Below are 21,730 nucleotides of genomic sequence, written 5' to 3' on the forward strand. Positions count from 1 at the left end.
CATTGGGTGCGTTGGATGCACCGAACGCCACATTGGGTGCGTTGGATGCACCGAACGCCACATTGGGTGCGTTGGATGCACCGAACGCCACATTGGGTGCGTTGGATGCACCGAACGCCACATTGGGGCGCTTGAAGCCGGGCCTCAGAAGTCGAAGCCGCCCCCGTCGAAGCCCCCGCCGTCGAACCCGCCACCGTCGAACCCGCCGAAGTCGCCGCCGCCGAAGTCCTGGCCGCCGTCGAAGCCGCCGCCGTCGCCGCCGTCGCCGCCCCAGTCTCCGCCGTCGCCGCCCATGTCGCCGGACTCGAGCGCGTCCTGCTGGCCCGCGTCGTAGCCGGACTCCCAGGCCGAGGCGCTGGCGATGCCGCTCATGCCGGAGAACATCGCGCTGAACAGGAACATCGAGCCGAGGCCCCAAGCGCCGGCGACGAGCGCGGGCTTCCACCACGGCTCGCTGTACCAGCCCTGCGGGACCGGGCGGCCGGCGACGCGGCCGCCGGGGTAGTAGTACGGCGTGTCCTGGCCGGCCTCGGGGGAGGCGGCGTAGTGCTGCCCCTCGACGTCCACTTCGCGACGCTCGGTGACCTTGCCGGCACGCTCGCGCTCGGCCTCCTCCGGCAGCTGCGGGCCGGGGTCCATGCCCATCGCGGTGCGCGCCGCGCGGACGTAGTACAGGCCCTCGATGGCGGTCTCCTTGACCAGCCGGGCCTGCTCGATCGTGCGGGCCTGCTCGAGCTGGGAGCCGGCCGCGTTGTAGCGCTCGCTCGCGTCGGCCATCGCCTGCTGCGACGCGGTGTCCGTGCCGTTCAGGTTGAGCACCTGGCCGCCGAGCCGCTCGACGAGGCGCCGGGCGTCGGCCTTGGCGTCGTCGAGCTCACGCTGCCGGGCCGCGGCGCGCTGCCGCGAGAAGTAGAGACCGCCACCGACGATCACGACGACGAGCACGATCAGGAAGATCGCGGTGCCCATGGACAACTCCCAGGAAGTTCGCGGCTCGGTGACGGGAAGTCACCTCTGATTCGGACAACGCGGACGCTACGCGGTGGGTTCCCGGCGGGTGATCGGGCCCACCGGAAGACCTGGCCGAAGAAACTAGAACACGTTATAGTTCGGCCATGAAGTTCACCCTGTCGATCGCGATGAACCCCCTCGATCAGCTGGGCGAGCTCGCCCGGGCCGCCGAAGAGGCCGGCTTCGCCTCCATCGCCCTGCCCGACTCGCTCTTCTACGCCGAGACGGTGGACACGGACTACCCGTACACGCCCGACGGCAGCCGGTTCTGGACCGCGGAGACGCCCTGGGTGGACCCGCTCGTCGCGACCGCGGCGATGGGCGCGGTCACCAGCCGGATCCGCTTCTACACGTCGGTGCTCAAGCTGGGCTCGCGCAACCCGGTGCTGCTGGCGCGTCAGGTCGGCTCGGCCGCGGCGCTGACCGGCGGCCGGTTCGGCCTCGGGCTCGGCGTCGGCTGGCTGCCGCAGGAGTTCGAGTACTGCGGCGTGCCGTTCGAGCGGCGCGGCAAGCGCGTCGACGAGGCGATCGAGGTGCTGCGGCTGATCCTCGGCGGCGGCATGGTCGAGTACCACGGCGAGTTCTACGACTTCGACAAGATCCAGATGAGCCCGGCGCCGCCGTCGCGGGTGCCGTTCTACATCGGCGGCCACACCGAAGTCGCGCTGAAGCGCGCCGCGCGGGTGGCCGACGGCTGGTCGTCGGCGATGATGAAGCTCGAGGACCTGCGTTCCACCATCGCCCGGATCAAGGAGCTGCTCGCCGAGCGGGGCCGCGCCGGCGACCCGTTCGAGTACCAGGCGGTCTGCATCGACGCCTTCGGTCTCGACGGCTACCGCGCGCAGGCCGAGGCCGGTGTCACGGACGTCATCACCATGCCGTGGGTGTTCGACGGCATCGGGTTCGACGCGCCGGTCGGGCCGAAGCTGGACGCGATCCGCAAGTTCGGGGCCGAAATCATCGCCAAGTTCGAGGAGTGACTCCGATGGGCGTGCAGGTCAGCTGGGACACCGAAAAGGAGCAGCCGCCGGCGCGGCGCGCGGCGTTCGCGTCGATGACCATGGTGACGGCGGGGGACAAAGAGGGCTGGCTGGCGCTCTTCGCGCCCGACGCCGTCGTCGAAGACCCGGTCGGGCCGTCGTTCTTCGACGAAGAGGGCAAGGGGCACCACGGCCGCGACGGCATCGGCGCGTTCTGGGACAAGACGATCGCCAACGTCGAGCGTTTCGAATTCACCATCCGCGACTCGCACGCGGGTGGCGACGAGGTCGCCAACGTCGGCACGATCACGACGTTCCTGCCCGGCGGCTACCGCGTCGACACCGACGGGGTGTTCGTCTACCGCGTCGGCGAGGACGGGCTGATCAGGTCGGTGCGGGCGTTCTGGGAGACCGAGCGTGCGATGGCCACGGCGCGCCAGGTGACGGAATGACGTCCCGGCCAGCGGAACCCCAGTTTCATATCTGATACATGATCTCTTGACTCCCGGTTAGGCAGGATTCTTTACTAACGGAGGTTGCCCACCTACCTCCGGGAGCACGCATGTCCTCACTCCGGCGCATCGCGATCGCGGCCGCCGCGTTCGCGATCGCGGCCAGCGGTCTCGTCCTGGGCTCACCCACGGCGTCAGCCCTCGAAAACGGTCTGCTGCGCACGCCGCCGATGGGCTTCAACAACTGGAACTCCACGCAGTGCAAGGCCGACTTCAACGAGGCGATGATCAAGGGCATCGCCGACATCTTCGTGAGCAAGGGCCTCAAGGACGCCGGCTACACCTACGTCAACATCGACGACTGCTGGGCGCTGCCGTCGCGCAACTCGGCGGGCAACCTCGTGCCCGACCCGGCGCGCTTTCCCAACGGCATCAAGGCACTCGCCGACTACGTGCACGCCAAGGGGCTGAAGTTCGGCATCTACACCAGTGCCGGCACGAAGACCTGCAACAAGGCGGGCTTCCCCGGCGCGCTGGACCACGAGCAGCAGGACGCGAACCTGTTCGCCTCCTGGGGGGTCGACTACCTGAAGTACGACAACTGCAACAACCAGGGTGTCGACGCGCAGCAGCGGTACAAGGCGATGCGGGACGCGCTGGCTAAGTCCGGCCGCGCCATCGCGTACTCGATCTGCGAGTGGGGTCAGAACAAGCCGTGGACCTGGGCCGCGCCGGTCGGCAACCTGTGGCGCACCACCGGCGACATCTCCGACAAGTGGTCGAGCATGATCGGCAAGGCGCAGACCAACCGCGGTCTCGCGCAGTACGCCGGCCCCGGGCACTGGAACGACCCGGACATGCTCGAGGTCGGCAACGGCGGGATGACCGCAGCGGAATATCGCACGCACTTCAGCCTCTGGGCGATGATGGCCGCGCCACTGCTGATCGGCAGCGACCTGCGGAAGGTCTCGGACGACGACTTCGCGATCCTCAAGAACACCGACGTCATCGCGCTCGACCAGGATCCGCTGGGCAAGCAGGCGACCGTCCTGAGCGCGAACGCCGGCCTGGTCGTCTACAGCAAGGTCCTGTCCAACGGCGACCGCGCGGTGGCGCTGTCCAACGAAACCGCCGCCACGGCGACGATCAGCACGACGGCGTCCGCGACCGGGATCGGCAGCGCGTCTTCGTACACGCTGAAAGACCTGTGGAGCAAGGCTGTGCGCAGCACTTCGGGGACGATCAGCGCGTCGGTACCCTCGCACGCGACCGTGCTGTACCGCGTGTCCCGGGCCGGCGGCGCGACCCGCTACGAAGCCGAATCCGCGTCCCTGTCGGCCGGTGGAACAGTGGATTCGAACCACGCGGGCTTCTCCGGCACCGGCTTCGCCAACGGCGCCAACGCCGTCGGCAGCTACGTCGAGTGGCAGGTGACCGGGCCGGCGTCGGCGCTGACGTTCGGCTACGCGAACGGCACGGCGGCGGCCCGCCCGGTGGACATCTCGGTCGACGGCACGGTGGTGGCGACCGGCGTGCCGTTCCCGGCGACCGGCGCCTGGACGACGTGGAGCACGGTGGCCAGGTCGTTGTCGTTGCCGGCGGGCTCGCACGCGGTCCGCGTGACCGCGACGACGGCCGACGGCCCGGCGAACCTCGACTACCTGGACGTGTCGCCGTGAATCAGCGCTTCCGGGAGTCGTAGGCCTCGCGGGCCGCTTCGACCCGGCCGAGGTTGGGCGACCAGTCGGCGAGGCTCGCGAACAGCGGGCCGAGGCTGCGGCCCAGCTCGCTGATCTCGTACTCGACGCGCGGCGGCACCTCGGCGTGGTAGGTGCGCACGACGAGGCCGTCGCGCTCCAGCTGCCGCAGCCGCTGGGTGAGCACCTTCGGCGTGATCGTGGCGATGCGGCGTTCCAGCTCGACGAACCGCTGCCGCCCGAACTCGTTGAGCGTCCACAGGATCGGCGTCGTCCAGCGGCTGAAGACGATGTCGACGACCGGGGCGATCGGACAGGCCAGCTCGGGTGTGGTCTCGGTCACTTTCGGGGCCTCCAGCCAATACTTTCCTCTAGGTACCTACTATACCGGCGAAGGTAGCGTCGTTCCCATGATCATGGTGATGGGAGCGACGGGAAACGTCGGACAGCCGCTGGTGCGAGCGTTGGCCGCGGCGGGGGAAGAAGTGACGGCGGTGTCCCGCCGGGTCACGGAAGTACCGGCGGGAGTCCTTGCCCGCCAAGGAGATCTGGCCGAACCTTCGACGCTGTCGTTCGAAGGCGTGTCGGCGGTGTTCCTGATGGTGCCGGGAGACTTCCGGGGACCGCTCGAGCCGGTGCTGGAGCGGGCACGCGCCGCCGGCGTCACGCGGGTGGTGCTGCTGTCGTCGCAGGGCGTCGGAACCGGACGGCACCCGGCGGTGTTCGAGGACGCGGTGCGGGCCTCGGGTCTGAAGTGGACGGTGCTGCGCCCGGCCGGCTTCGCGTCGAACGCCTTCCAGTGGGCGGAAAGCGTGCGCACCCGCCGGGAGGTCGCGGCGCCGTTCGCCGGCGTCGCGTTGCCGGTGATCGACCCGGAGGACATCGCCGCGGTGGCGGCGGCCGCGTTGCTCGACGCGGCGCACGAGGGCAAGACGTACGTGCTGACCGGCCCGGCTCCGGTGACGCCCCGCGACCAGGCGGCGGCCATCGGCGAAGCCGTCGGCGAGCCGGTGCGGTTCGTGGCGCAGACGCGGGAGGAAGCGCGGTCGGTGCTGCTGGGGTTCATGCCGCCGCACGTGGCGGACGCGACGCTGGACATCCTGGGCACGCCGACGCCCGAGGAACAGCGGGTGAGCCCGGACGTCGAGCGGGTTCTGGGTCGTCGGCCGAAGCCGTTCGCGGAGTGGGCGGCGCGGTTCGCGGGGACGTTCAAGTGACGGTCCTGGCCTACCGCGAGCAGGGCACCGGCGCGCCGGTGGTCTTCCTGCACGGCAACCCCACGTCGTCTTATCTGTGGCGCAACGTGCTGCCGTCCCTGCCGGGGCGCCGGCTCGCGCCGGACCTGATCGGCATGGGCGACTCGCCCAGGCCCGGCATCGAGTACACGTTCGAGGACCACGCGCGTTACCTGGACGAGTGGTTCGACGAGCTGTCGCTGGAGGACGTCGTCCTGGTCGGCCACGACTGGGGCGGCGCGCTGGCGGCGGACTGGGCGTCGCGGCACCCCTCGCGCGTCCGGGGGCTGGCGTTCACCGAAGCGGTCGTGAAGCCGATGACGTGGGAGGAGTTCCCGCCGGCGGGCGCGGAGGTGTTCCGCGCGATCAAGGCTTCCGGCGAGTCTCTCATCGGGGACTTCCTGTCGGCGCTCCCGCCGGAGTACGCGCGCATGTACCCGACTCCGGAATCGCGGATCCCGTTGCTGCGGTGGGCGCGTTCCTTGCCCCTGGGCGGCGAGCCGGCGCCGGTGGTGGCCCGGATCGAGGTGTTCGGCCGCTGGCTGGGTGCGACGCCGGAGGTCCCGAAGCTGCTGGTGACGTTCGAGCCGGGTCCCGACACGATGCTGACGCCGCCGATGGTGGAGTGGATGTCGGCGGCGTTCGCCTCGCTGAAGGTGGTGCACCACCCGGTGGTGGCGGGTCACCACACGCCGGAGGACCAGCCGGAGCTGCTCGCGGAGACGTTGTCGGCCTGGCTGCCCTGAGGTCGGCAATCGAGGACAACCGGCCGGCGGGACGCGCTCGTACCCTCGGTGTCGGCCGGTTTTCCTCCGAGGCAAGGACTCCGCATGGAAGAAGCACGGATGTGGGCCGGGGTGGAGCGCGCCCGGCTGCGCTTGGCGGACCTCCTCGAAGACCTGCCCACGCGGGACTGGGAGCGGCCGTCGTTGTGCGCGGGCTGGCGCATCCGCGACGTGGCGGCGCACTTGGCGGGCAACGCCCAGTTCGGCGCCGGGGACTGGTTCCGCGAGGCGCTCCGCGCACGGGGCAGGTTCAACCGCATGATCGGCGACTCGGCCCGGCGCCTGGCCACCGAGTCGCCGGGCTCACTGGTGGCCCAGTTGCGCGAGCACGCGGCCTCCCGCAAGGTGCCACCGGCTCCGGGAGCGGGCCCGGATTCGACGATCATGGACGTGCTGACGCACACGCAGGACATCGCGCTGGCGTTGGGCCGCGAGCCGGAGGTGCCCCCGGAGGACGCGGTGGCGGGCCTGGGCAGCCTGTGGAAGCTGCGGTTCCCGTTCAACCCGCGCAAGCGGCTGGCGGGCTTGCGCCTGGTCGCCTCGGACGCGGATTGGGCGGTCGGAGCGGGCCCGGAGGTGAGAGGACCGGCATCAGGTTTCCTGCTGCTCTTGACCAACCGCCCGGCGGCGTACGAGCGGTTGAGCGGCCCAGGCTTGGATTTGGCGCGCGCGAAGCAGGCGGCGTAGCGCAGGGGGCTACCGGTTGGCGCGGGTGCCACTCGGCTCATCGGACGCGTCCGAACCCGCAGGCGGCACGGCTTCCGAGACCGTCACCACCATCTTCCGAGGGTGTGCTCGTCGGACTTGATGCCTCCGATCTGAGTTCTGCCACCGTGAATGGCGTCGCGTAAATCCGCACCGGTGACGTCGGCATCAACGAGGTTCGCGAAGCTCAGCTGTGCGTTGTTCAGCAATGCGCCGTGGAGGTTGGAGTCCTTCAGATATGCGCCGCCGAGGTCGGCGTAGCCCAAGTCCGCGGCGTACAAGTAAGCGCCTGTGAATACCGTGCCGCGCAGTTTCGAACCACGCAGGTTCGCGCCGCTGAGGTATGCGAGTTGGAGGCATGCGCCACTGAGGTCGGGGAGCGCGGATTGGTCGTGTGTCACGTCTCGGCGCCCAAGAACGGTCACTGCGGCCTGGACGTCCGTGGAGATGCGATTGCACAGGTTCGGATGATCGGCCGGTGGTCCGCCGACAGGCTCGCCGAGCGCCGGTCCGCCGACGAAATTGCCCGGGTTCGGGCTGCTTGTTCGTACGAACGCGCTGAGAACTTCGATGATGGTGGGCTGATCGCGAGGTGAGTCGTGCGCCAGTCGTTCCAATGCGTAGATACCGCCGAGCCGGATCTGCAGGCGATCATCTCCCTTCTGGCCGAGCTGGTCAACGGCCTTTGTGTAGCGGTCGGTGTACTGCGCTTGAGCGGCCAGCGAGTTCTGAGCCTCGTTCTGTTCCTGCGTCGTTCTCAACGACAAAGCGGTGAACGCGAGAGCGCCGATGGCAGCCAAGGCCGTGGTCGCTTGGGTGACCGCCCCCAGTCTCGCTCCCCAACCACGGAACCACCGCGGCGCCGGCCGTCGGTTTGGTGGACGAAGGCCGACGTGTGCGTGCCTGCGGAGGCCGAGTCGCGGGTTGTGTCGAGACGGGTGCATGCAGTCGAGGTCGTTTCGAACGTCTCCATCGTGACAGTCGAGAAACAAACGCTGATGTCCGGCTCGTCGCTCTCGGTCGTCGTGCGTCTTACTCGAAGTAAGGTGTTGTGTCCTGCTGTTTCGCCCGGTGTGGAGGCGTTAGCCGTGGGCGACGCCCCGCGATCGGATGCTCAACGCCGCCGCAGCCCGACGTTGTCACCCCGACCGACGACTGCAGCGGCTCCTGGACGCCCCGAAGGCGTCGCCCGCTGATCCAGACGCCGAGCGACTGCTTGAGCTGCCGTGGTCGTCCACCCGGCGTATGACGCCTCGTATGAGACGCAAACTGAGACGGCGGGACTCCTGCGAACGTAGGAGTCCCGCCGTTTTCGCTGGTCAAGCGAACAACCGAAGTCGGGATGACAGGATTTGAACCTGCGACCCTCCGCTCCCAAAGCGGATGCGCTACCAAGCTGCGCCACATCCCGGCACCCGCCCGAGGGGGGTGTGTGATCAGCCTAGCGGGTCACGCTAAGCTAGCGATGCACCCGGGTCCTTCCGGGGGCACGCGGGTGTAGCTCAATGGTAGAGCCCTAGTCTTCCAAACTAGCTACGCGGGTTCGATTCCCGTCACCCGCTCCATCGAGGGATGCGGCGTCCGCCTCCAGGGACGCCGCTATCACGTCCAGCAGCTTGTCCGTGTCCACCGGCTTCGTGATGTAGTCGTCCGCGCCGCTGGCCAGCGTTCGTGCGCGGTCCTCTGCCGTTGCCTTGGCCGTGACCGCGATCACCGGGAGGTCCGCGTTGGCCGCCTCCGCTCGGATCGCCGCGATCGTGGCGTTTCCGTCCAGCTCCGGCATCATCACGTCCATCAGGACCAGTGCCGTGTCCTCGTTGCGCTCCAGGGCGCGGATGCCGTCGACGCCCGTCTCCGCGTAGATCACCTCCAGGCCCGCCTGCTCCAGGACCGCGGCCAGGGCGAACACATTCCTCAGGTCGTCGTCGACGATCAGGACCTTCTCGCCGTGGAAGCGCTTCGGGGCGACGTCCGGGGCCGCCACCACCACCGTGCTGGGGACCGGGGGCAGGCGAGGGGTCGACAACGCCGTCACGGGGTCGACCAGGTTGGCCGCCGCCACCGGGAGGTACAGCGTGAACGTCGAACCCACTCCGGGCTCGCTCACCACCCGCAGCTCGCCGCCCAGGAGCTCCGTCAGCTGCTGGCTGATGTTCAGCCCCAGGCCCGTTCCGCCGTACTTGCGGCTCGTCGTGCCGTCCGCCTGGCGGAACGCCTCGAAGATGACCGCCAGCTTCTCCTCCGGGATCCCTATCCCGGTGTCCTCGACGGCGAACGCGATGATGCCGGGCGCGTTCTTGAGACTCTCCTGCTCCACTTCGGCCGGGTCGGCGGCCCGGATGTGCAGCCGGACGCCGCCCTCGTCGGTGAACTTCGCCGCGTTCGACAGCAGGTTCCGCAGGATCTGCTGCAGGCGGTGCTCGTCCGTGTGGACGCTGCCCGGCACCGGCGGGTCGATGTGGACGGCGAACTCGAGGCCTTTGTCCGCGGTCAGCGGCCGGCACAGCGACTCGACGTAGTCCACCAGCTCCGGCAGCGTGATGTCGGACATCTGCATGTCCAGCCGGCCCGCTTCGACCTTGGCCAGGTCGAGGATGTCGTTGATCAGCTGCTGCAGGTCCGACCCGGCCGCGTAGATCGTCTTCGCGAACTGGATCTGCTTCTCCGTCAGGTTCCCTTCCGGGTTCTCCGACAGCAGTTTCGCCAGGATCAACGCGCTGTTCAGCGGCGTCCGCAGCTCGTGCGACATGTTCGCCATGAACTCGGTCTTGTACTGCGACGCCACCGTCAGCTGCCCGGCGCGCTCCTCCAGCTCCTGCCGCGCCTGCTCGATCTCGCTGTTCTTGACCTCGATGTCGCGGTTCTGCTGCGCCAGCAGCGCCGCCTTCTCGGCCAGCTCGGTGTTGGACCGCCGCAGCTCGCCCTGCTGGGCCTGCAGCTGCTCCGACCGCGCCCGCAGCTCCTGCGCCAGCCGCTGCGACTCCGTCAGCAGCGCTTCGGTCCGCGAGTTCGACAGGATCGTGTTCACGTTGACGCCGATCGTGTGCCGCAGTTGCTCCAGCAGGTCCTGGTGCACCGTGCTGAACTCGTTGACCGACGCCAGCTCCAGCACCCCGAGCACTTCGCCCTGGAACAGCACCGGCAGCACGATCAGGTTCACCGGCGCGGCCGAGCCGAGGCCCGACGAGATCAGCGCGTACTCCGGCGGCGCGTTGTGGACCAGGATCGTGCGCTGGTCGACGGCGGCCTGGCCGATCAGCGACTCGCCCATCGCGAACCGCAGCCCCGCGCGAGACTGCGCGAGCCCGTACGCCGCGATGCACTCCAGCACCGTGCCGTCGCGGTCGTCGTCGCGGGCCAGGAAGAACGCGCCCTGCTGGGCCCGGACCAGCGGCGCCAGCTCGGACAGGATCAGCGCCGCGACCGACGCCAGGTCGCGGTGCCCCTGCATCCGCCCCGACAGCTGCGCGAGGTTCGTCTTCAGCCAGTCCTGCTCGCGGTTGGTCCTCGTCGTCTCCTTGAGGTTCGCGATCATCTGGTTGATGTTGTCCTTGAGGTCGGCCAGCTCGCCGTTCGCCTCGACGGTGATGTGCCGGGTCAGGTCGCCCGCGGTCACCGCCGTCGCCACCTGGCCGATCGCGCGCACCTGGGTGGTCAGGTTCCCGGCCAGCCGGTTCACGCTCTCGGTGAGCCGCTGCCAGGTGCCGGACACGCCGTCGACCTCGGCCTGGCCGCCCAGCTTGCCCTCGGTGCCGACCTCGCGCGCCACCCGCGTGACCTCGGAGGCGAACGCCGAGAGCTGGTCGACCATCGTGTTCATCGTCGTCTTGAGTTCCAGGATCTCGCCGCGGGCGTCGACGTCGATCTTCTTGGTCAGGTCGCCCTTCGCGACCGCCGTCGTGACCTGCGAGATGTTGCGCACCTGGCTGGTCAGGTTGTGCGCCATGAAGTTGACGTTCTCGGTCAGGTCCTTCCAGGTCCCGGCGACACCGGGGACACGGGCCTGGCCGCCGAGGATGCCTTCGGTGCCGACTTCGCGGGCGACGCGGGTGACCTCGTCGGCGAACGCGCGCAGCGTCTCGACCATCCCGTTCAGCGTCTCGGCCAGCGCCGCGACCTCGCCCTGGGCCTCGATCCGGATCTTCTTCGACAGGTCGCCGTTGGCCACCGCGCTCGCCACCGTGGCGATGTTGCGCACCTGGTCGGTCAGGTTGTCGGCCATGACGTTGACGTTGTCGGTCAGGTCCTTCCACGTGCCCGCGACGCCGCGGACGCGCGCCTGGCCGCCGAGGATGCCTTCGGTGCCGACTTCGCGGGCGACGCGGGTGACCTCGTCGGCGAACGCGGACAGCTGGTCGACCATCGTGTTCAGCGTGGTCTTGAGCTCGAGGATCTCGCCGCGGGCGTCGACGGTGATCTTCTGTGTCAGGTCGCCCTTCGCGACCGCCGCCGTCACCGTGGCGATGTTCCGGACCTGGTCGGTCAGGTTGTTCGCCATGGAGTTGACGTTGTCGGTGAGGTCCTTCCAGGTCCCGGCCACGCCCGGCACGGCCGCCTGGCCGCCGAGCTTGCCTTCGGTGCCGACCTCGCGCGCCACTCGGGTGACTTCGTCCGCGAACGCGGACAGCTGGTCCACCATCGTGTTCAGCGTGGTCTTGAGTTCCAGGATCTCGCCCCGGGCGTCCACCGCGATCTTCTGCGTCAGGTCGCCGCGCGCGACGGCCGTCGCGACCTGGGCGATGTTGCGCACCTGAGTCGTCAGGTTGTTCGCCATGAAGTTCACGGACCCGGTGAGGTCGCGCCAGGTGCCGGCGACGCCCGGGACCTGCGCCTGGCCACCCAGCTGACCCTCGGTGCCGACCTCGCGGGCCACGCGGGTGACTTCGTCGGCGAACGCGGACAGCTGGTCGACCATCGTGTTCATGGTCGTCTTGAGCTCGAAGAACTCGCCGCGGGCGTCGACGGTGATCTTCTGGGTCAGGTCGCCCTTCGCCACGGCCGTGGTGACGTGCGAGATGTTGCGGACCTGGTCGGTCAGGTTGTCGGCCATCTGGTTGACCGAGTCGGTGAGGCTGCGCCACGTCCCGGCCGCGCCGGGCACCTCGGCCTGCCCGCCCAGCTTGCCCTCGCTGCCGACCTCGCGCGCCACCCGGGTGACTTCGCCGGCGAACGCCGAGAGCTGGTCGACCATCGTGTTCAGGGTGTTCTTCAGCTGCAGGATCTCGCCGCGGGCGTCGACGTCGATCTTCTTCGTCAGGTCGCCGCTGGCCACCGCGGTCGCCACCTGCGAGATCCCGCGGACCTGGTCGGTCAGGTTGTCGGCCATCAGGTTGACCGAGTCGGTGAGGTCGCGCCACGTCCCGGCGACGCCCGGCACCTGCGCCTGGCCGCCGAGCTTGCCGTCCGAGCCGACCTCGCGCGAGACGCGGGTGACCTCGTCGGCGAACGCCGAGAGCTGGTCGACCATCGTGTTGATGGTGTTCTTCAGCTCGAGGATCTCGCCGCGGGCGTCGACGTTGATCTTCTGGGTCAGGTCGCCGCGCGCGACGGCCGTGGTGACCTGCGCGATGTTGCGGACCTGCTCGGTGAGGTTGTCGGCCATGAAGTTGACCGAGTCGGTCAGGTCGCGCCACGTGCCCGACACGCCCGGGACGACCGCCTGGCCGCCGAGACGTCCCTCACCCGCGATTTCCCGGGAGAGCCTCGTCACTTCGGCGGCGAACCGCGAAAGCTGCGAGATGAGCCCGTTGACCGTCTTCGCCAGGGTGGCGTACGCGCCCTGCAGCGGGCGGCCGTCGAGGGTGAGGGTCATCGGCTGGGACAGGTCGCCGTCGGCGACGGCGCCGAGCACCCGGTCCAGCTCGATCGCCGGCCGGGTGAGGTCCTCGACCAGGCCGTTCACGCAGTCGACGGCGGTGGTCCAGCCGCCGGGGCCGACCTGGCCCTCGAGCCGCTCGCTGAGCCGCCCTTCCTGCCCGACCGCCCCGCGCACCCGCAGCAGCTCGCTGACCAGCCGCTGGTTGCGTTCGGCGATGTCGTTGAACGCGACCGCGAGCTGCGCCGAGATGCCGTCGCCGTGCGGGACGAGCCGCCGGCGGAAGTTGCCGTCCCCGAGATCCCGCACCGCGACGAGCAGCCGCTCCAGCGCGGCCGCTTCGCTCTGGGATTCCGTTGTCATGTGTGCCGACCCTCTCCACCACGCGTGCGCCAGCCATGGTCGTCGACCCAGCGTGCCATGCTTCGCCCTACACTTCGAGCCAGTCCGCCCGCTCACGCGGTAGCCGTACGACAGCAGTCCGGAGGCAGGAGGTCCGTGCATGGTGTCACGACCGGCCCCGGCGTCGGCGGCCCTGCCGCCGATGACGAGTGACGGCGGGCCGCCGGGCATCGATGCCTTCACCCGGGCGGCCCTCGAAGACGTGCGCGACGCGGTGTTCCTGCAGGACACCGAGGGCGCGGTGCGCTGGGCGAACCCGGCGGCGCGGGCACTGGCCGGAGACGCCGCGCCGCGCTTGCACACCCTCTCCGAGACCTCCGGCCACGTCGAGGTGGCCGGGCACCGACGTCCGGCTCGGATCCGCGCCCTGCCCGGCGGCTGGCACGCCTGGACGGTCCCGGCCGAGGAGGTCCCGCAGCGGCACGTGGGCGACTTCCTGGCCGAGGCCGGTCCCCGGCTGGCGGCCGCGCGCGGGCGGCACGGCACCGCTCGTGTGATCGCCGAGCTGGCCGCGTCGGCGCTGGCCGAGACCGTTTTCGTGCTGCTGCCGACCACCCGCGGCCGGTGGGAGTGGTGGAGCTGCGAACGTCCCGCCGCGCAGGGCCACGGCCGGATCCGGCGGGTCCCGCCGCAGGTCGCGCCGGTGCTGGCGGCGACGTTCGGCGCCACCGGGCGGCCGCAGTTCGCCCCGGTGCCCCCGGCCGAGGTCGCCACGCTGCCGCCGGTCGTCGCCGACCGGTTCGCCGGCCACGCCGACGTCTCGGTCGTCTCGCTCGGCCCGAACGCCGGTGCCGGGGTCACCGGTGCCCTGCTGCTGGGCCGCCGCGCCGACGCCGAGTTCGGCGCCGAGCAGCCCCGCGCGGTCGTCGAGTTCGCCAGGGCGGCCGGGACGGCCCTGGCCAACGCCCAGCGCTACGCCCGCCAGGAAGAGGCGACCCGCGGCCTGGAGAGCACGCTGCGTCCGGCCGACCCGCCGGAGCTGGACGGCGCCCGCTTCGAGACCTGGTACGAGCCGGCGGGGGGCGTGCTCGCGGTCGGCGGGGACTTCTTCGACGTCCTCGCCCACGACGACGGCAGCGCGTTCCTGGTGCTCGGCGACATCTGCGGCAAGGGGCCCGAGGCCGCCGCGCTGACCGGCCGGGTCCGGCACGCCCTGACCGCGCTCGCCATGGTCGAACGCGACGGCCGCACGCTGCTGCGGCTGCTCAACGAGCTGCTCATCGCCGGCGGCAGCAGCCGGTTCGCCACCCTCGTGCTCGGCACGGCCCGCCCGGCGGACGGGGGAGTCGGGCTGACGCTGGCCTCCGGCGGGCACCCGGCGCCGCTGATCGTCCGCCGGTCCGGCGTGGTCGAGGAGGTCACGGTCCCGGGCACGCTGGTCGGCATTTCGCCGCAGGCCCGGTTCGCCGAGGCGGAGGTGCGGCTCGAGCGCGGCGACGTCTGCCTGCTCTACACCGACGGCATCACCGAAGCCCGCAACCGCCACGACCAGACGGAACTCTTCGGTGACGACCGGCTGCGCTCCGTGCTCGCGGCCGCGGCGGGCGAGCCGGCCCGCGAGGTCGTGCGGCGGCTGCGCCAGGCCGTGCGCGACTGGCTCGGCAGCTCCGCACACGACGACATCGCCGTGCTCGCCGTGGAATGCGCGGACTGATTCCACTGTCCTTTATGGACTTGGTTTGACCGCTCGGACAGGGGGTAACTCCCTCGTGCAATCGGTTTTCCGACGGAGGAGCCCCATGGCGAACGCACTGCAAGGACGCCGGGTCGCGATCCTGGCCGCGGACGGCGTCGAACAAGTCGAGCTGGAAAAGCCGCGCCAGGCCGTCCTCGACGAGGGCGCGACGGTCGAGCTGGTGTCGCTCGACACCGGTGAGATCCAGGCGATGAACGGCGACATCGACAAGGGCGACCGGTTCCCGGTGGACCGGAAGGTCGCCGACGTCGAGGTCGGCGACTTCGACGCCCTGCTGCTGCCCGGCGGCACGATGAACCCCGACAACCTGCGCACGGACCCCGCCGCGGTCAAGTTCGCCGGCGACTTCGTGCGGGCCGGCAAGCCGGTCGGGGTGATCTGCCACGGTCCATGGACGCTCGTCGAGGCGGATGTCGTGCGTGGCCGCACGCTGACGTCGTACCCGAGCATCCGGACCGACATCCGTAACGCCGGCGGCACGGTGGTCGACGAAGAGGTCGTAGTGGACAACGGACTGGTCTCCAGCCGTAACCCGGACGACCTGCCGGCCTTCTGCCGGACGGTGGTGCGGGAGTTCGCGGGCTGATCTGCGGTCCTTAGTGGACATTCACCCGTTCGTGCCTTAAGTCCCGCTTAAATCTGTTGGCTTTCGGCACCCCGGCGGAGGACGCTGAAGGTGTGACGAGGACCGCCCGTGGAGAGGAGGTGGACGCGATGACTGTGCACGCAAGGCGCTACGGCCGCTGGTGCCGTGAACACTTCGACGCGATCGCCGCCGAGGGCGTTCCCGCACCCCGCGGCGCCGAGCCCGCCGACCAGGCCCTGCCCGAACCCGAGCCGGAGCCGGTCAAACCGGTCGCCGAACAGCCGCAACGCTCATGACCACGAAGAAGGCCTCCCCGGCACCGTGCCGGGGAGGCCTTCTTCGTGCCGTCAGCGGTAGCTGCGCCGGTACCAGACCCGCCGGGGGCCGGGCACGCCGATGCGGGTGATGACGTCGGTCAGGATGGCGCCGATGACGAGCCAGATAACGGCGGCGAGGCCGTCGTTGAGGAACGTCCGCAGCCCCTCCGAGTCCGGCGTGAAGAGGTTGCGCAGGCCGAGCGACACGCCCGCCGACCACTCCGAGATCAGATGCGCGAACCCGTTCGCCGAGTTCGCCGAACCCAGGACCAGCACGATGTGCACGGCCAGGACCAGCGCGAACACCGCGCAGACGAGGTGGATGAGGGCGTTGATCGTGCGCACGACCCGGATGCGCGGGTGGGTGCGCTCCACGATCTCTTCGGCCGGTGCGGGCTCGTACGGCGATCCGTACGGCTCCGGGGGCGGGGGATACGGCATCGTCGGCGTCCTTTCGACTGTCCGATGTGGACGTACCTGGCGAGCGGGAACGACATTGGGGAGTACCCGTCACCCGGGTGAGCGAACCACTCACTCCGCAAACTTCCCTATTAAGTGGCTGAAAGGGTAGTTTGGGGAACGTGACGCACGACGTCTTCTCCGCCGAACAGGTCGCCGCGAAGCTGGGCCTGCACGTCCGGACGGTCCGGAACTACGTGCGGGACGGGCGGCTGAAGGCGGTCCGGATCGGCAAGCAGTACCGGATCACGGCCGAGGACCTGGCGGCCTTCACCGGGCTGCCGGTCCCGGAGCGGGCCGCTTCCGCCGAGCTTTCGGCGGTCACCGAGATCGCCGGCGTCGACCGGGCGGCGGCCGACCGGATCGCGACCATGGTGGTGGCCTCGGCGAACGGCGCCCGAGGGCTCCTGCGCGTCGAGACCATCCACGACGCGGAGCGGTCCACCGTGAAGATCATCGTGCTGGGCGATCTCGCCGCCGGCGCCGACCTGCTGCGCCGGGTCGCCTCGGTCACGGAGAACCCGGCCTGACGGCGATCCACCGGGCGGCGGCCGAACTTCACGACACGCTGCTGGACCGCCGGCAGTGCGACGCACGCTGGAGACCTGCTTCACCGTGGTGTCCGGGCCGCCGGTCGGCGCGTGGCTCGTGGCCGAGCCTCGACGCCCGGCCGGCCGCGGGCCGCTGAGCCGCGCGGCGGAACCTCGCGCGGGGCGGGCAACCCCGTTCCGCGCGGCACGTCCCCGTGATCATGAGAGCCGCGCTGCTGGTGTCCGTCTTCGCCCTCCTCGCCGCATTCGCGTCGCCCGCGACGGCCGGGACCGTGGTCCCGCCCGGCTTCCGGCCCGCGTCGACCAGCTGGACCGGTCCGGACACCGGGTACGTCCTCGGGTACTCGCCGTGCGAGAAGTCGTGGTGCCCGGCGCTGCTGGGCACCACCGACGCCGGACGGCACTGGCGGCGGCTGGGCGCGCCGCCGATGCCGTTGCCGGACAACCACAACCACGTGGCGCTGAGGGTCTTCGGCGGCGGCGTCGCGTATGTCAGCGACGGCGTCCACGTGCGCACGACCCGCGACGGCGGCGCGAGCTGGCAGCCGGTCGCCCTGGTCGACGCGCGGGAGCCGTACTACCTCTCGAAGATCACCGAAACCGGCGGCCGCGTCTTCGCCATGCTGACCATCTACGGCGAAGGCCGCGGCTCGACCCGGCTGTACGGGGGGATGGCCGGCTCGCCCGTGCTGGTCCCGGTGCCCGGGTTCGCGGTCACCGGCGGCCTCACCTACGGCGACCTGGCCGTCGGTGGCGGCCTGCAGGTCGCGCTCGGCGCGAACTACGGCACCGAGCAGTACTGGACCTCCCGTGACGGCGTCCGCTTCACGCCGGCCGATCCGCCGTGCCCCGAAGGGACGGTCGCGTCGCTCGCCGGCATCCGCGAACGGCAGGTCGTGGCGTTGTGCAGCAGCGGTCCCGGCTCACCGCAGCCCGGTTCGACCGAACGGCGGCTGCGACACGCGCCGCGGCTCGGCGGGGTGTTCAGCGGGAGTGACGCGGCGCCGTTCGCCGGCATCAACCAGGGTTTCGACGCCGCCACGCCGTCGTCCGCGACGGTCGCGGCCGTGGGCGGCGGCGTCGGATTCCTCCACCACACCGCCGACGGCGGGCACACGTGGACGACGACCGAGCTGTCCGATCGCGGCTTCGCCCTGACCGATCTCGACTTCCCCGGGGCCCGCGTCGGAGTGGTCGTCGACGGCCAGCCGGACGCCTCCGGCGGCTCCGCCGTGTACCGGACCACGAACGGGGGACACAGCTGGGGTGAACTCCGATTTGGGTAGTAATCCCTGGCAGGCAAGGCCCTTGTGCCTGGTTCACTTGATGAACCCCATGTCGTAGTCTGAGCACTGTCCGTCGCCGGACACGGTGAGCGAACCCGGGCAGGGGTGTCGTCCGCCACGCGCAGAGTGGGAGAACAGCCGATGACGCCTGGCGACCTGCGGTCCGGAACCGAAGGGGGCGCGGCCTCCCTCGATTTCAGCAAGGCGAGCCTGGCCCGGTTGTCCGACGCGCTCCTCGGCGGGCACGACCACTACGAGGTCGACCGCGAAGCGATGCGGCGGCTGCTGGCGATCGCGCCGGGCGCCCGCGCGATGGCGAAGGAGCACCGCGACTGGCTGGTGCGCGCGGTGCGGTTCCTCGCCGGCAAGCGCGGCATCGACCAGTTCCTCGACCTCGGTTCCGGCATGCCGACCGCGGAAAACACCCACGAGGTGGCGCAGCGGTACAACCCGGACGCGCAGGTGGTGTACGTCGACAACGACCCGGTCGTGCAGGTGCACGGCCGCGCCCTGCTCGAAGAGAACTACCTGACCCACGTGACGGGCGCCGACCTGACGAAGCCGGCCGAAACCCTGGCCGACGACGTCGTCAAGGAGTACCTCGACTTCCGGCGGCCGGTGGCGCTGATCCTGACGTCGATCGTCCACCACATCGACGACTACGAGCGGGCGAGGAGGATCGTCTCGGCGTACGTCGACGCGCTCGCGCCCGGGTCGTTCCTGCTGCTCACACACCACTTCGACCCGGAAGAGGACTCCCCCCGCCAGGAGCTGGCGCGGCTGCTGGAGACCAGTTTCCAGGGCACCGGGCTGGGCAGCGTCCACCGCACGCGCGAGCAGATCGCGGCGTTCTTCGAAGGCACCGAACTGCTGCGGCCCGGCCTGGTCTACCTGCACGAATGGTGGCCCGACGGCCCTCGCCTGCACCCCCTGAGCGAGCTGAACTTCCTCACCCTGGGCGGAGTCGCCCGCAAGCCGTGACGCCCGCCCCGGCACGGGCCGGGACGGGCGCGGCGGTCAGCCGGCGTTGAAGGTGTCCGGGTCCGGGCCGGTGCGCTCGCCGCGGTCCAGCGGCGTCAGCGACTCCATCTCCTCCTCCGTGAGGGTGAACCCGAACAGGTCGAAGTTCTCCTCGATCCGGGACGGCGTCACCGACTTCGGAATGACGACGTTGCCCAGCTGCAGGTGCCAGCGCAGCACGATCTGCGCGGGCGTGCGGCTGTGCTTCACCGCCAGCTCCGCGATCACCGGGTCGCCGAGCAGGCTGCCGCCCTTGGCGAGCGGGCTCCAGGCCTCCGTCGCGATGCCGTGCTTCGCGTCGAACTCGCGGAGCTCCCGCTGCTGCAGGTACGGGTGCAGTTCGACCTGGTTGACCGCCGGGGCGACGTCTGCGGCGTCCAGCAGGCGCTCGAGGTGCGCGGGCTGGAAGTTGGACACGCCGATCGCGCGGACCCGCCCGTCCTTGTGGAGCTTCTCGAACGCCTTCCAGGTGTCGAGGTACTTGTCGCGCGCCGGGGTCGGCCAGTGGATCAGGTAGAGGTCCAGCTGCTCCAGGCCGAGCTTTGCCATGCTCTCGTCGAACGCCTTGAGCGTCGAGTCGTAGCCCTGGGCGGAGTTCCACAGCTTGGTGGTGACGAACAGCTCGTCGCGGGCGATGCCGGACTCGGCGATGGCCTGGCCGACGCCCTTCTCGTTGCCGTAGACGGCGGCGGTGTCGATGCTGCGGTAGCCCGCTTCGAGGGCGGCCTTCACGGCGGTGGCGGTCTCGTCGTCCGGGACCTGGAACACGCCGTAGCCGAGTTGCGGCATCCGCACGCCGTTGTTCAGTTCGATGACGGGCACGCTGGTCACGAGGGTTCCTTTCGGTGGGTGGTTCATCGGGCGAGTACCCGCTCCCCGGTCACGAAACTAGCCGGAGTCCCGCGGTCGAGCAGTCCGGAGACGAGCGCCACGGCGAGGCCTGCCGCGGCCAGCCCGGCGCCGATCCAGCTGGGCGCGGTGTAGCCGAGGCCGGCGTCGACGGCCTGGCCGCCGAGCCACGCGCCACCGGCGTTGCCGAGGTTGAACGCGGCGATGTTCGCCGCCGACGCCAGCGCCGGGGCGCCCTCGGCCTTGGCCATCACGCGGGCCTGCAGCGGCGGCACGGTGGCGAAGCCCGCGGCGCCGAACAGCGCGATCGTGATCGCCGCCGGCACCTTCGCGTGCGCGGTGAACACGAACGCCACCAGGACCAGCGCCAGCGCGGCGAGGATGACGTACAGGCTGGGCATCAGCATGCGGTCCGCGGCCTTGCCGCCGAGCAGGTTGCCGGCGAACAGGCTGGCGCCGAAGAGCACGAGCAGCCAGGTGACGGCGCCGGACGAGAACCCGGCGACCTGCGTCATCATCGGCGCGATGTAGGTGAACGACGCGAACACCCCGCCGAAGCCGAGCGCGGTCATCGCCAGCGCGAGCCACACCTGCGGGCGGCGGAACACGGCGAGTTCGCCGCGCAGGCCGGCGTCCGGGGCCGGTTCCTGGTGCGGCACGAGCGCGAGGATGCCGAGGGCGCCGGCCACACCGAGCGCGCTGACCACCCAGAACGTCGAGCGCCAGCCGAAGGCCTGACCGAGCGCGGTGCCGGCGGGCACGCCCAGGACGTTGGCCACGGTCAGCCCGGTGAACATCAAGGCGATGGCACTGGCCTGCCTGGCCGGGGCGACCAGCGACGCGGCGACGACCGAGCCGACGCCGAAGAACGCGCCGTGGCTCAGCGCCGCGACGACCCGGCCGGTCATGAGCAGGCCGTAGCTCGGCGCGAGGGCCGAGAGCACGTTGCCCGCGATGAACAGGCCCATGAGGGCGACGAGCACGGTCTTGCGCGGCACCCGCGAGGCGAGGGCGGTGAGCAAGGGAGCGCCGACGACGACGCCGAGCGCGTAGCCGGAGATGAGCAGGCCTGCGGACGGGATCGAGACGCCGAAGCCGGCCGCGACCTCGGGCAGCAGGCCCATGATCACGAACTCCGTGGTGCCGATCCCGAAAGCGCTGATCGCCAGTGCGAGCAGGGCGGCGGGCATGGACTTCCTTCTTCCGCGAGTAGAGTGGTCAGTGGCGCGAGCAACTACGAGCGTCCGAGATAGTTGCACACGCCTGATATTGCACACGCTTGATGGTGTGGGGTGCAAGCCGGGGAGAGGTGAACCGTGTCACTGGACGACGACGCCGTCGAAGCCCGCGCGCAGGGCTGGCGCACGCTGGCCGCGCTGCACGCGCGGATCGAGGACCGGCTGCAGCGCGCGCTCGAGCGCGACCACGAGCTGTCGGTGAGCGAGTACGCGGTGCTGGACGTCCTGGGCCGCCAGGACGGCTTCCACCTGCGGATGAACCAGCTCGCCAACGCGGTGGTGCTCAGCCAGTCGGCGACGACGCGGCTGGTCACGCGGCTGGAAGGCCGCGGGCTGCTGGCCCGCTACCTCTGCGCGGACGACCGCCGCGGCATCTACACGGAGGTGACGCCGGCGGGCCGGGCCCTGCTGACGGCGGCGCGTCCCACGCACGACACGGCCCTGGCGGCGGCGCTGGCCGACGCGGAGACGGTCCCGGAACTGGCGCCGTTGGTCGCCGCGCTCGGCACGCTCACCTTCCACTCCGCCTGACCCCGGCCCAAAGCGCCCCAATGTGGCATTGGGTGCGTTGAACGCACCCAATGTGGCGTTGGGGGGGGGGGGGGCCCCCCACCCCCCCAAGGGGGGGGAGCCCCGCCCCCGCCCC

20 protein-coding genes and 2 tRNA genes are annotated in these 21,730 nt (G+C 70.6%); 14 read left to right on the forward strand and 8 right to left on the reverse strand.

Features of this window, described 5'->3' with window-relative positions:
- Positions 1–144: 144 nt before the first annotated feature.
- Entirely contained in the window at positions 145–969 is an 825-nt protein-coding gene (locus AB0G28_RS45080; protein WP_361104293.1) for a hypothetical protein, read from the reverse strand.
- A 146-nt stretch (positions 970–1,115) separates the two neighbouring features.
- Here AB0G28_RS45080 and AB0G28_RS45085 point away from each other — a divergent pair, with 146 nt between their 5' ends.
- The 3 genes from AB0G28_RS45085 (at position 1,116) to AB0G28_RS45095 (ending at position 4,122) form a co-directional block, all read left to right on the forward strand.
- Entirely contained in the window at positions 1,116–1,991 is an 876-nt protein-coding gene (locus AB0G28_RS45085; RefSeq protein WP_361104296.1) for an LLM class F420-dependent oxidoreductase, read from the forward strand.
- 5 nt (positions 1,992–1,996) lie between these two features.
- Complete coding sequence (locus AB0G28_RS45090; RefSeq protein ID WP_361104298.1) at positions 1,997–2,443, forward strand: nuclear transport factor 2 family protein; 447 nt, start codon at positions 1,997–1,999, stop codon at positions 2,441–2,443.
- Positions 2,444–2,553: 110 nt separating this feature from the next.
- Entirely contained in the window at positions 2,554–4,122 is a 1,569-nt protein-coding gene (locus AB0G28_RS45095; RefSeq protein ID WP_361104301.1) for a carbohydrate-binding protein, read from the forward strand.
- 1 nt (position 4,123) lies between these two features.
- Here the strand turns inward: AB0G28_RS45095 and AB0G28_RS45100 are convergent, their stop codons facing one another.
- Positions 4,124–4,483 (reverse strand): helix-turn-helix domain-containing protein, encoded by a 360-nt coding sequence (locus tag AB0G28_RS45100; protein WP_361104304.1) that lies wholly within the window; start codon positions 4,481–4,483, stop codon positions 4,124–4,126.
- Between the two features lie 67 nt (positions 4,484–4,550).
- Between AB0G28_RS45100 and AB0G28_RS45105 the strand changes: the two genes are divergently transcribed.
- From AB0G28_RS45105 to AB0G28_RS45115, 3 genes are all read left to right on the forward strand, one after another.
- Positions 4,551–5,357 (forward strand): NAD(P)H-binding protein, encoded by an 807-nt coding sequence (locus tag AB0G28_RS45105; protein ID WP_361104307.1) that lies wholly within the window; start codon positions 4,551–4,553, stop codon positions 5,355–5,357.
- A complete protein-coding gene (locus tag AB0G28_RS45110; RefSeq protein ID WP_361104311.1) occupies positions 5,354–6,121 on the forward strand; it encodes an alpha/beta fold hydrolase in 768 nt (255 codons plus the stop codon). Before AB0G28_RS45105 ends, AB0G28_RS45110 begins: the two co-directional genes overlap by 4 nt.
- Positions 6,122–6,205: 84 nt before the next feature.
- Positions 6,206–6,847, forward strand: coding sequence for a maleylpyruvate isomerase family mycothiol-dependent enzyme (locus AB0G28_RS45115; RefSeq protein ID WP_361104314.1), 642 nt, complete (start codon positions 6,206–6,208; stop codon positions 6,845–6,847).
- A gap of 83 nt (positions 6,848–6,930) precedes the next feature.
- On the opposite strand, the gene AB0G28_RS45120 is transcribed toward AB0G28_RS45115, so the two are convergent.
- Positions 6,931–7,665: a pentapeptide repeat-containing protein gene (locus AB0G28_RS45120; RefSeq protein WP_361104317.1), complete on the reverse strand. Its 735-nt coding sequence runs from the start codon at positions 7,663–7,665 to the stop codon at positions 6,931–6,933.
- A gap of 537 nt (positions 7,666–8,202) precedes the next feature.
- Positions 8,203–8,276: transfer RNA gene (locus AB0G28_RS45125), tRNA-Pro, on the reverse strand.
- 80 nt (positions 8,277–8,356) lie between these two features.
- Here AB0G28_RS45125 and AB0G28_RS45130 point away from each other — a divergent pair.
- Positions 8,357–8,430, forward strand: a tRNA-Gly gene (locus tag AB0G28_RS45130).
- Here AB0G28_RS45130 and AB0G28_RS45135 read toward each other — a convergent pair.
- Entirely contained in the window at positions 8,382–13,043 is a 4,662-nt protein-coding gene (locus AB0G28_RS45135) for a HAMP domain-containing protein (RefSeq protein ID WP_361104353.1), read from the reverse strand. The genes AB0G28_RS45130 and AB0G28_RS45135 overlap by 49 nt on opposite strands.
- 139 nt (positions 13,044–13,182) lie before the next feature.
- Between AB0G28_RS45135 and AB0G28_RS45140 the strand changes: the two genes are divergently transcribed.
- The 3 genes from AB0G28_RS45140 to AB0G28_RS45150 all read left to right on the forward strand — a co-directional run bounded on the left by AB0G28_RS45140 (position 13,183) and on the right by AB0G28_RS45150 (position 15,660).
- Positions 13,183–14,736 carry a PP2C family protein-serine/threonine phosphatase gene (locus AB0G28_RS45140; protein WP_361104320.1) on the forward strand — a complete coding sequence of 518 codons (1,554 nt, stop codon included), beginning with the start codon at positions 13,183–13,185 and terminating at the stop codon, positions 14,734–14,736.
- Positions 14,737–14,821: 85 nt separating this feature from the next.
- Positions 14,822–15,364, forward strand: coding sequence for a type 1 glutamine amidotransferase domain-containing protein (locus AB0G28_RS45145; RefSeq protein ID WP_361104323.1), 543 nt, complete (start codon positions 14,822–14,824; stop codon positions 15,362–15,364).
- A gap of 128 nt (positions 15,365–15,492) precedes the next feature.
- The gene (locus AB0G28_RS45150; RefSeq protein ID WP_361104326.1) at positions 15,493–15,660 is read left to right on the forward strand and encodes a hypothetical protein; all 168 of its coding nucleotides are present in this window, start codon (positions 15,493–15,495) and stop codon (positions 15,658–15,660) included.
- A 51-nt stretch (positions 15,661–15,711) separates the two neighbouring features.
- Here AB0G28_RS45150 and AB0G28_RS45155 read toward each other — a convergent pair whose 3' ends face one another.
- Positions 15,712–16,122: a hypothetical protein gene (locus tag AB0G28_RS45155; RefSeq protein ID WP_361104329.1), complete on the reverse strand. Its 411-nt coding sequence runs from the start codon at positions 16,120–16,122 to the stop codon at positions 15,712–15,714.
- Between the two features lie 140 nt (positions 16,123–16,262).
- Here AB0G28_RS45155 and AB0G28_RS45160 point away from each other — a divergent pair, with 140 nt between their 5' ends.
- From AB0G28_RS45160 to AB0G28_RS45170, 3 genes are all read left to right on the forward strand, one after another.
- Complete coding sequence (locus AB0G28_RS45160) at positions 16,263–16,670, forward strand: helix-turn-helix domain-containing protein (protein WP_361104332.1); 408 nt, start codon at positions 16,263–16,265, stop codon at positions 16,668–16,670.
- A gap of 215 nt (positions 16,671–16,885) precedes the next feature.
- Positions 16,886–17,977 carry a hypothetical protein gene (locus tag AB0G28_RS45165; RefSeq protein WP_361104335.1) on the forward strand — a complete coding sequence of 364 codons (1,092 nt, stop codon included), beginning with the start codon at positions 16,886–16,888 and terminating at the stop codon, positions 17,975–17,977.
- Between the two features lie 141 nt (positions 17,978–18,118).
- A complete protein-coding gene (locus tag AB0G28_RS45170) occupies positions 18,119–18,958 on the forward strand; it encodes an SAM-dependent methyltransferase (RefSeq protein WP_361104338.1) in 840 nt (279 codons plus the stop codon).
- A 36-nt stretch (positions 18,959–18,994) separates the two neighbouring features.
- On the opposite strand, the gene AB0G28_RS45175 is transcribed toward AB0G28_RS45170, so the two are convergent.
- A complete protein-coding gene (locus tag AB0G28_RS45175) occupies positions 18,995–19,828 on the reverse strand; it encodes an aldo/keto reductase (RefSeq protein ID WP_361104341.1) in 834 nt (277 codons plus the stop codon).
- 23 nt (positions 19,829–19,851) lie between these two features.
- Positions 19,852–21,036, reverse strand: coding sequence for an MFS transporter (locus tag AB0G28_RS45180; protein WP_361104344.1), 1,185 nt, complete (start codon positions 21,034–21,036; stop codon positions 19,852–19,854).
- 126 nt (positions 21,037–21,162) lie between these two features.
- Between AB0G28_RS45180 and AB0G28_RS45185 the strand changes: the two genes are divergently transcribed.
- Positions 21,163–21,615 carry a MarR family transcriptional regulator gene (locus AB0G28_RS45185; RefSeq protein ID WP_361104347.1) on the forward strand — a complete coding sequence of 151 codons (453 nt, stop codon included), beginning with the start codon at positions 21,163–21,165 and terminating at the stop codon, positions 21,613–21,615.
- Positions 21,616–21,730: the final 115 nt, after the last annotated feature.

The sequence above is a fragment of the Amycolatopsis sp. NPDC021455 genome (assembly GCF_040640995.1).
Lineage (GTDB): Bacteria > Actinomycetota > Actinomycetes > Mycobacteriales > Pseudonocardiaceae > Amycolatopsis.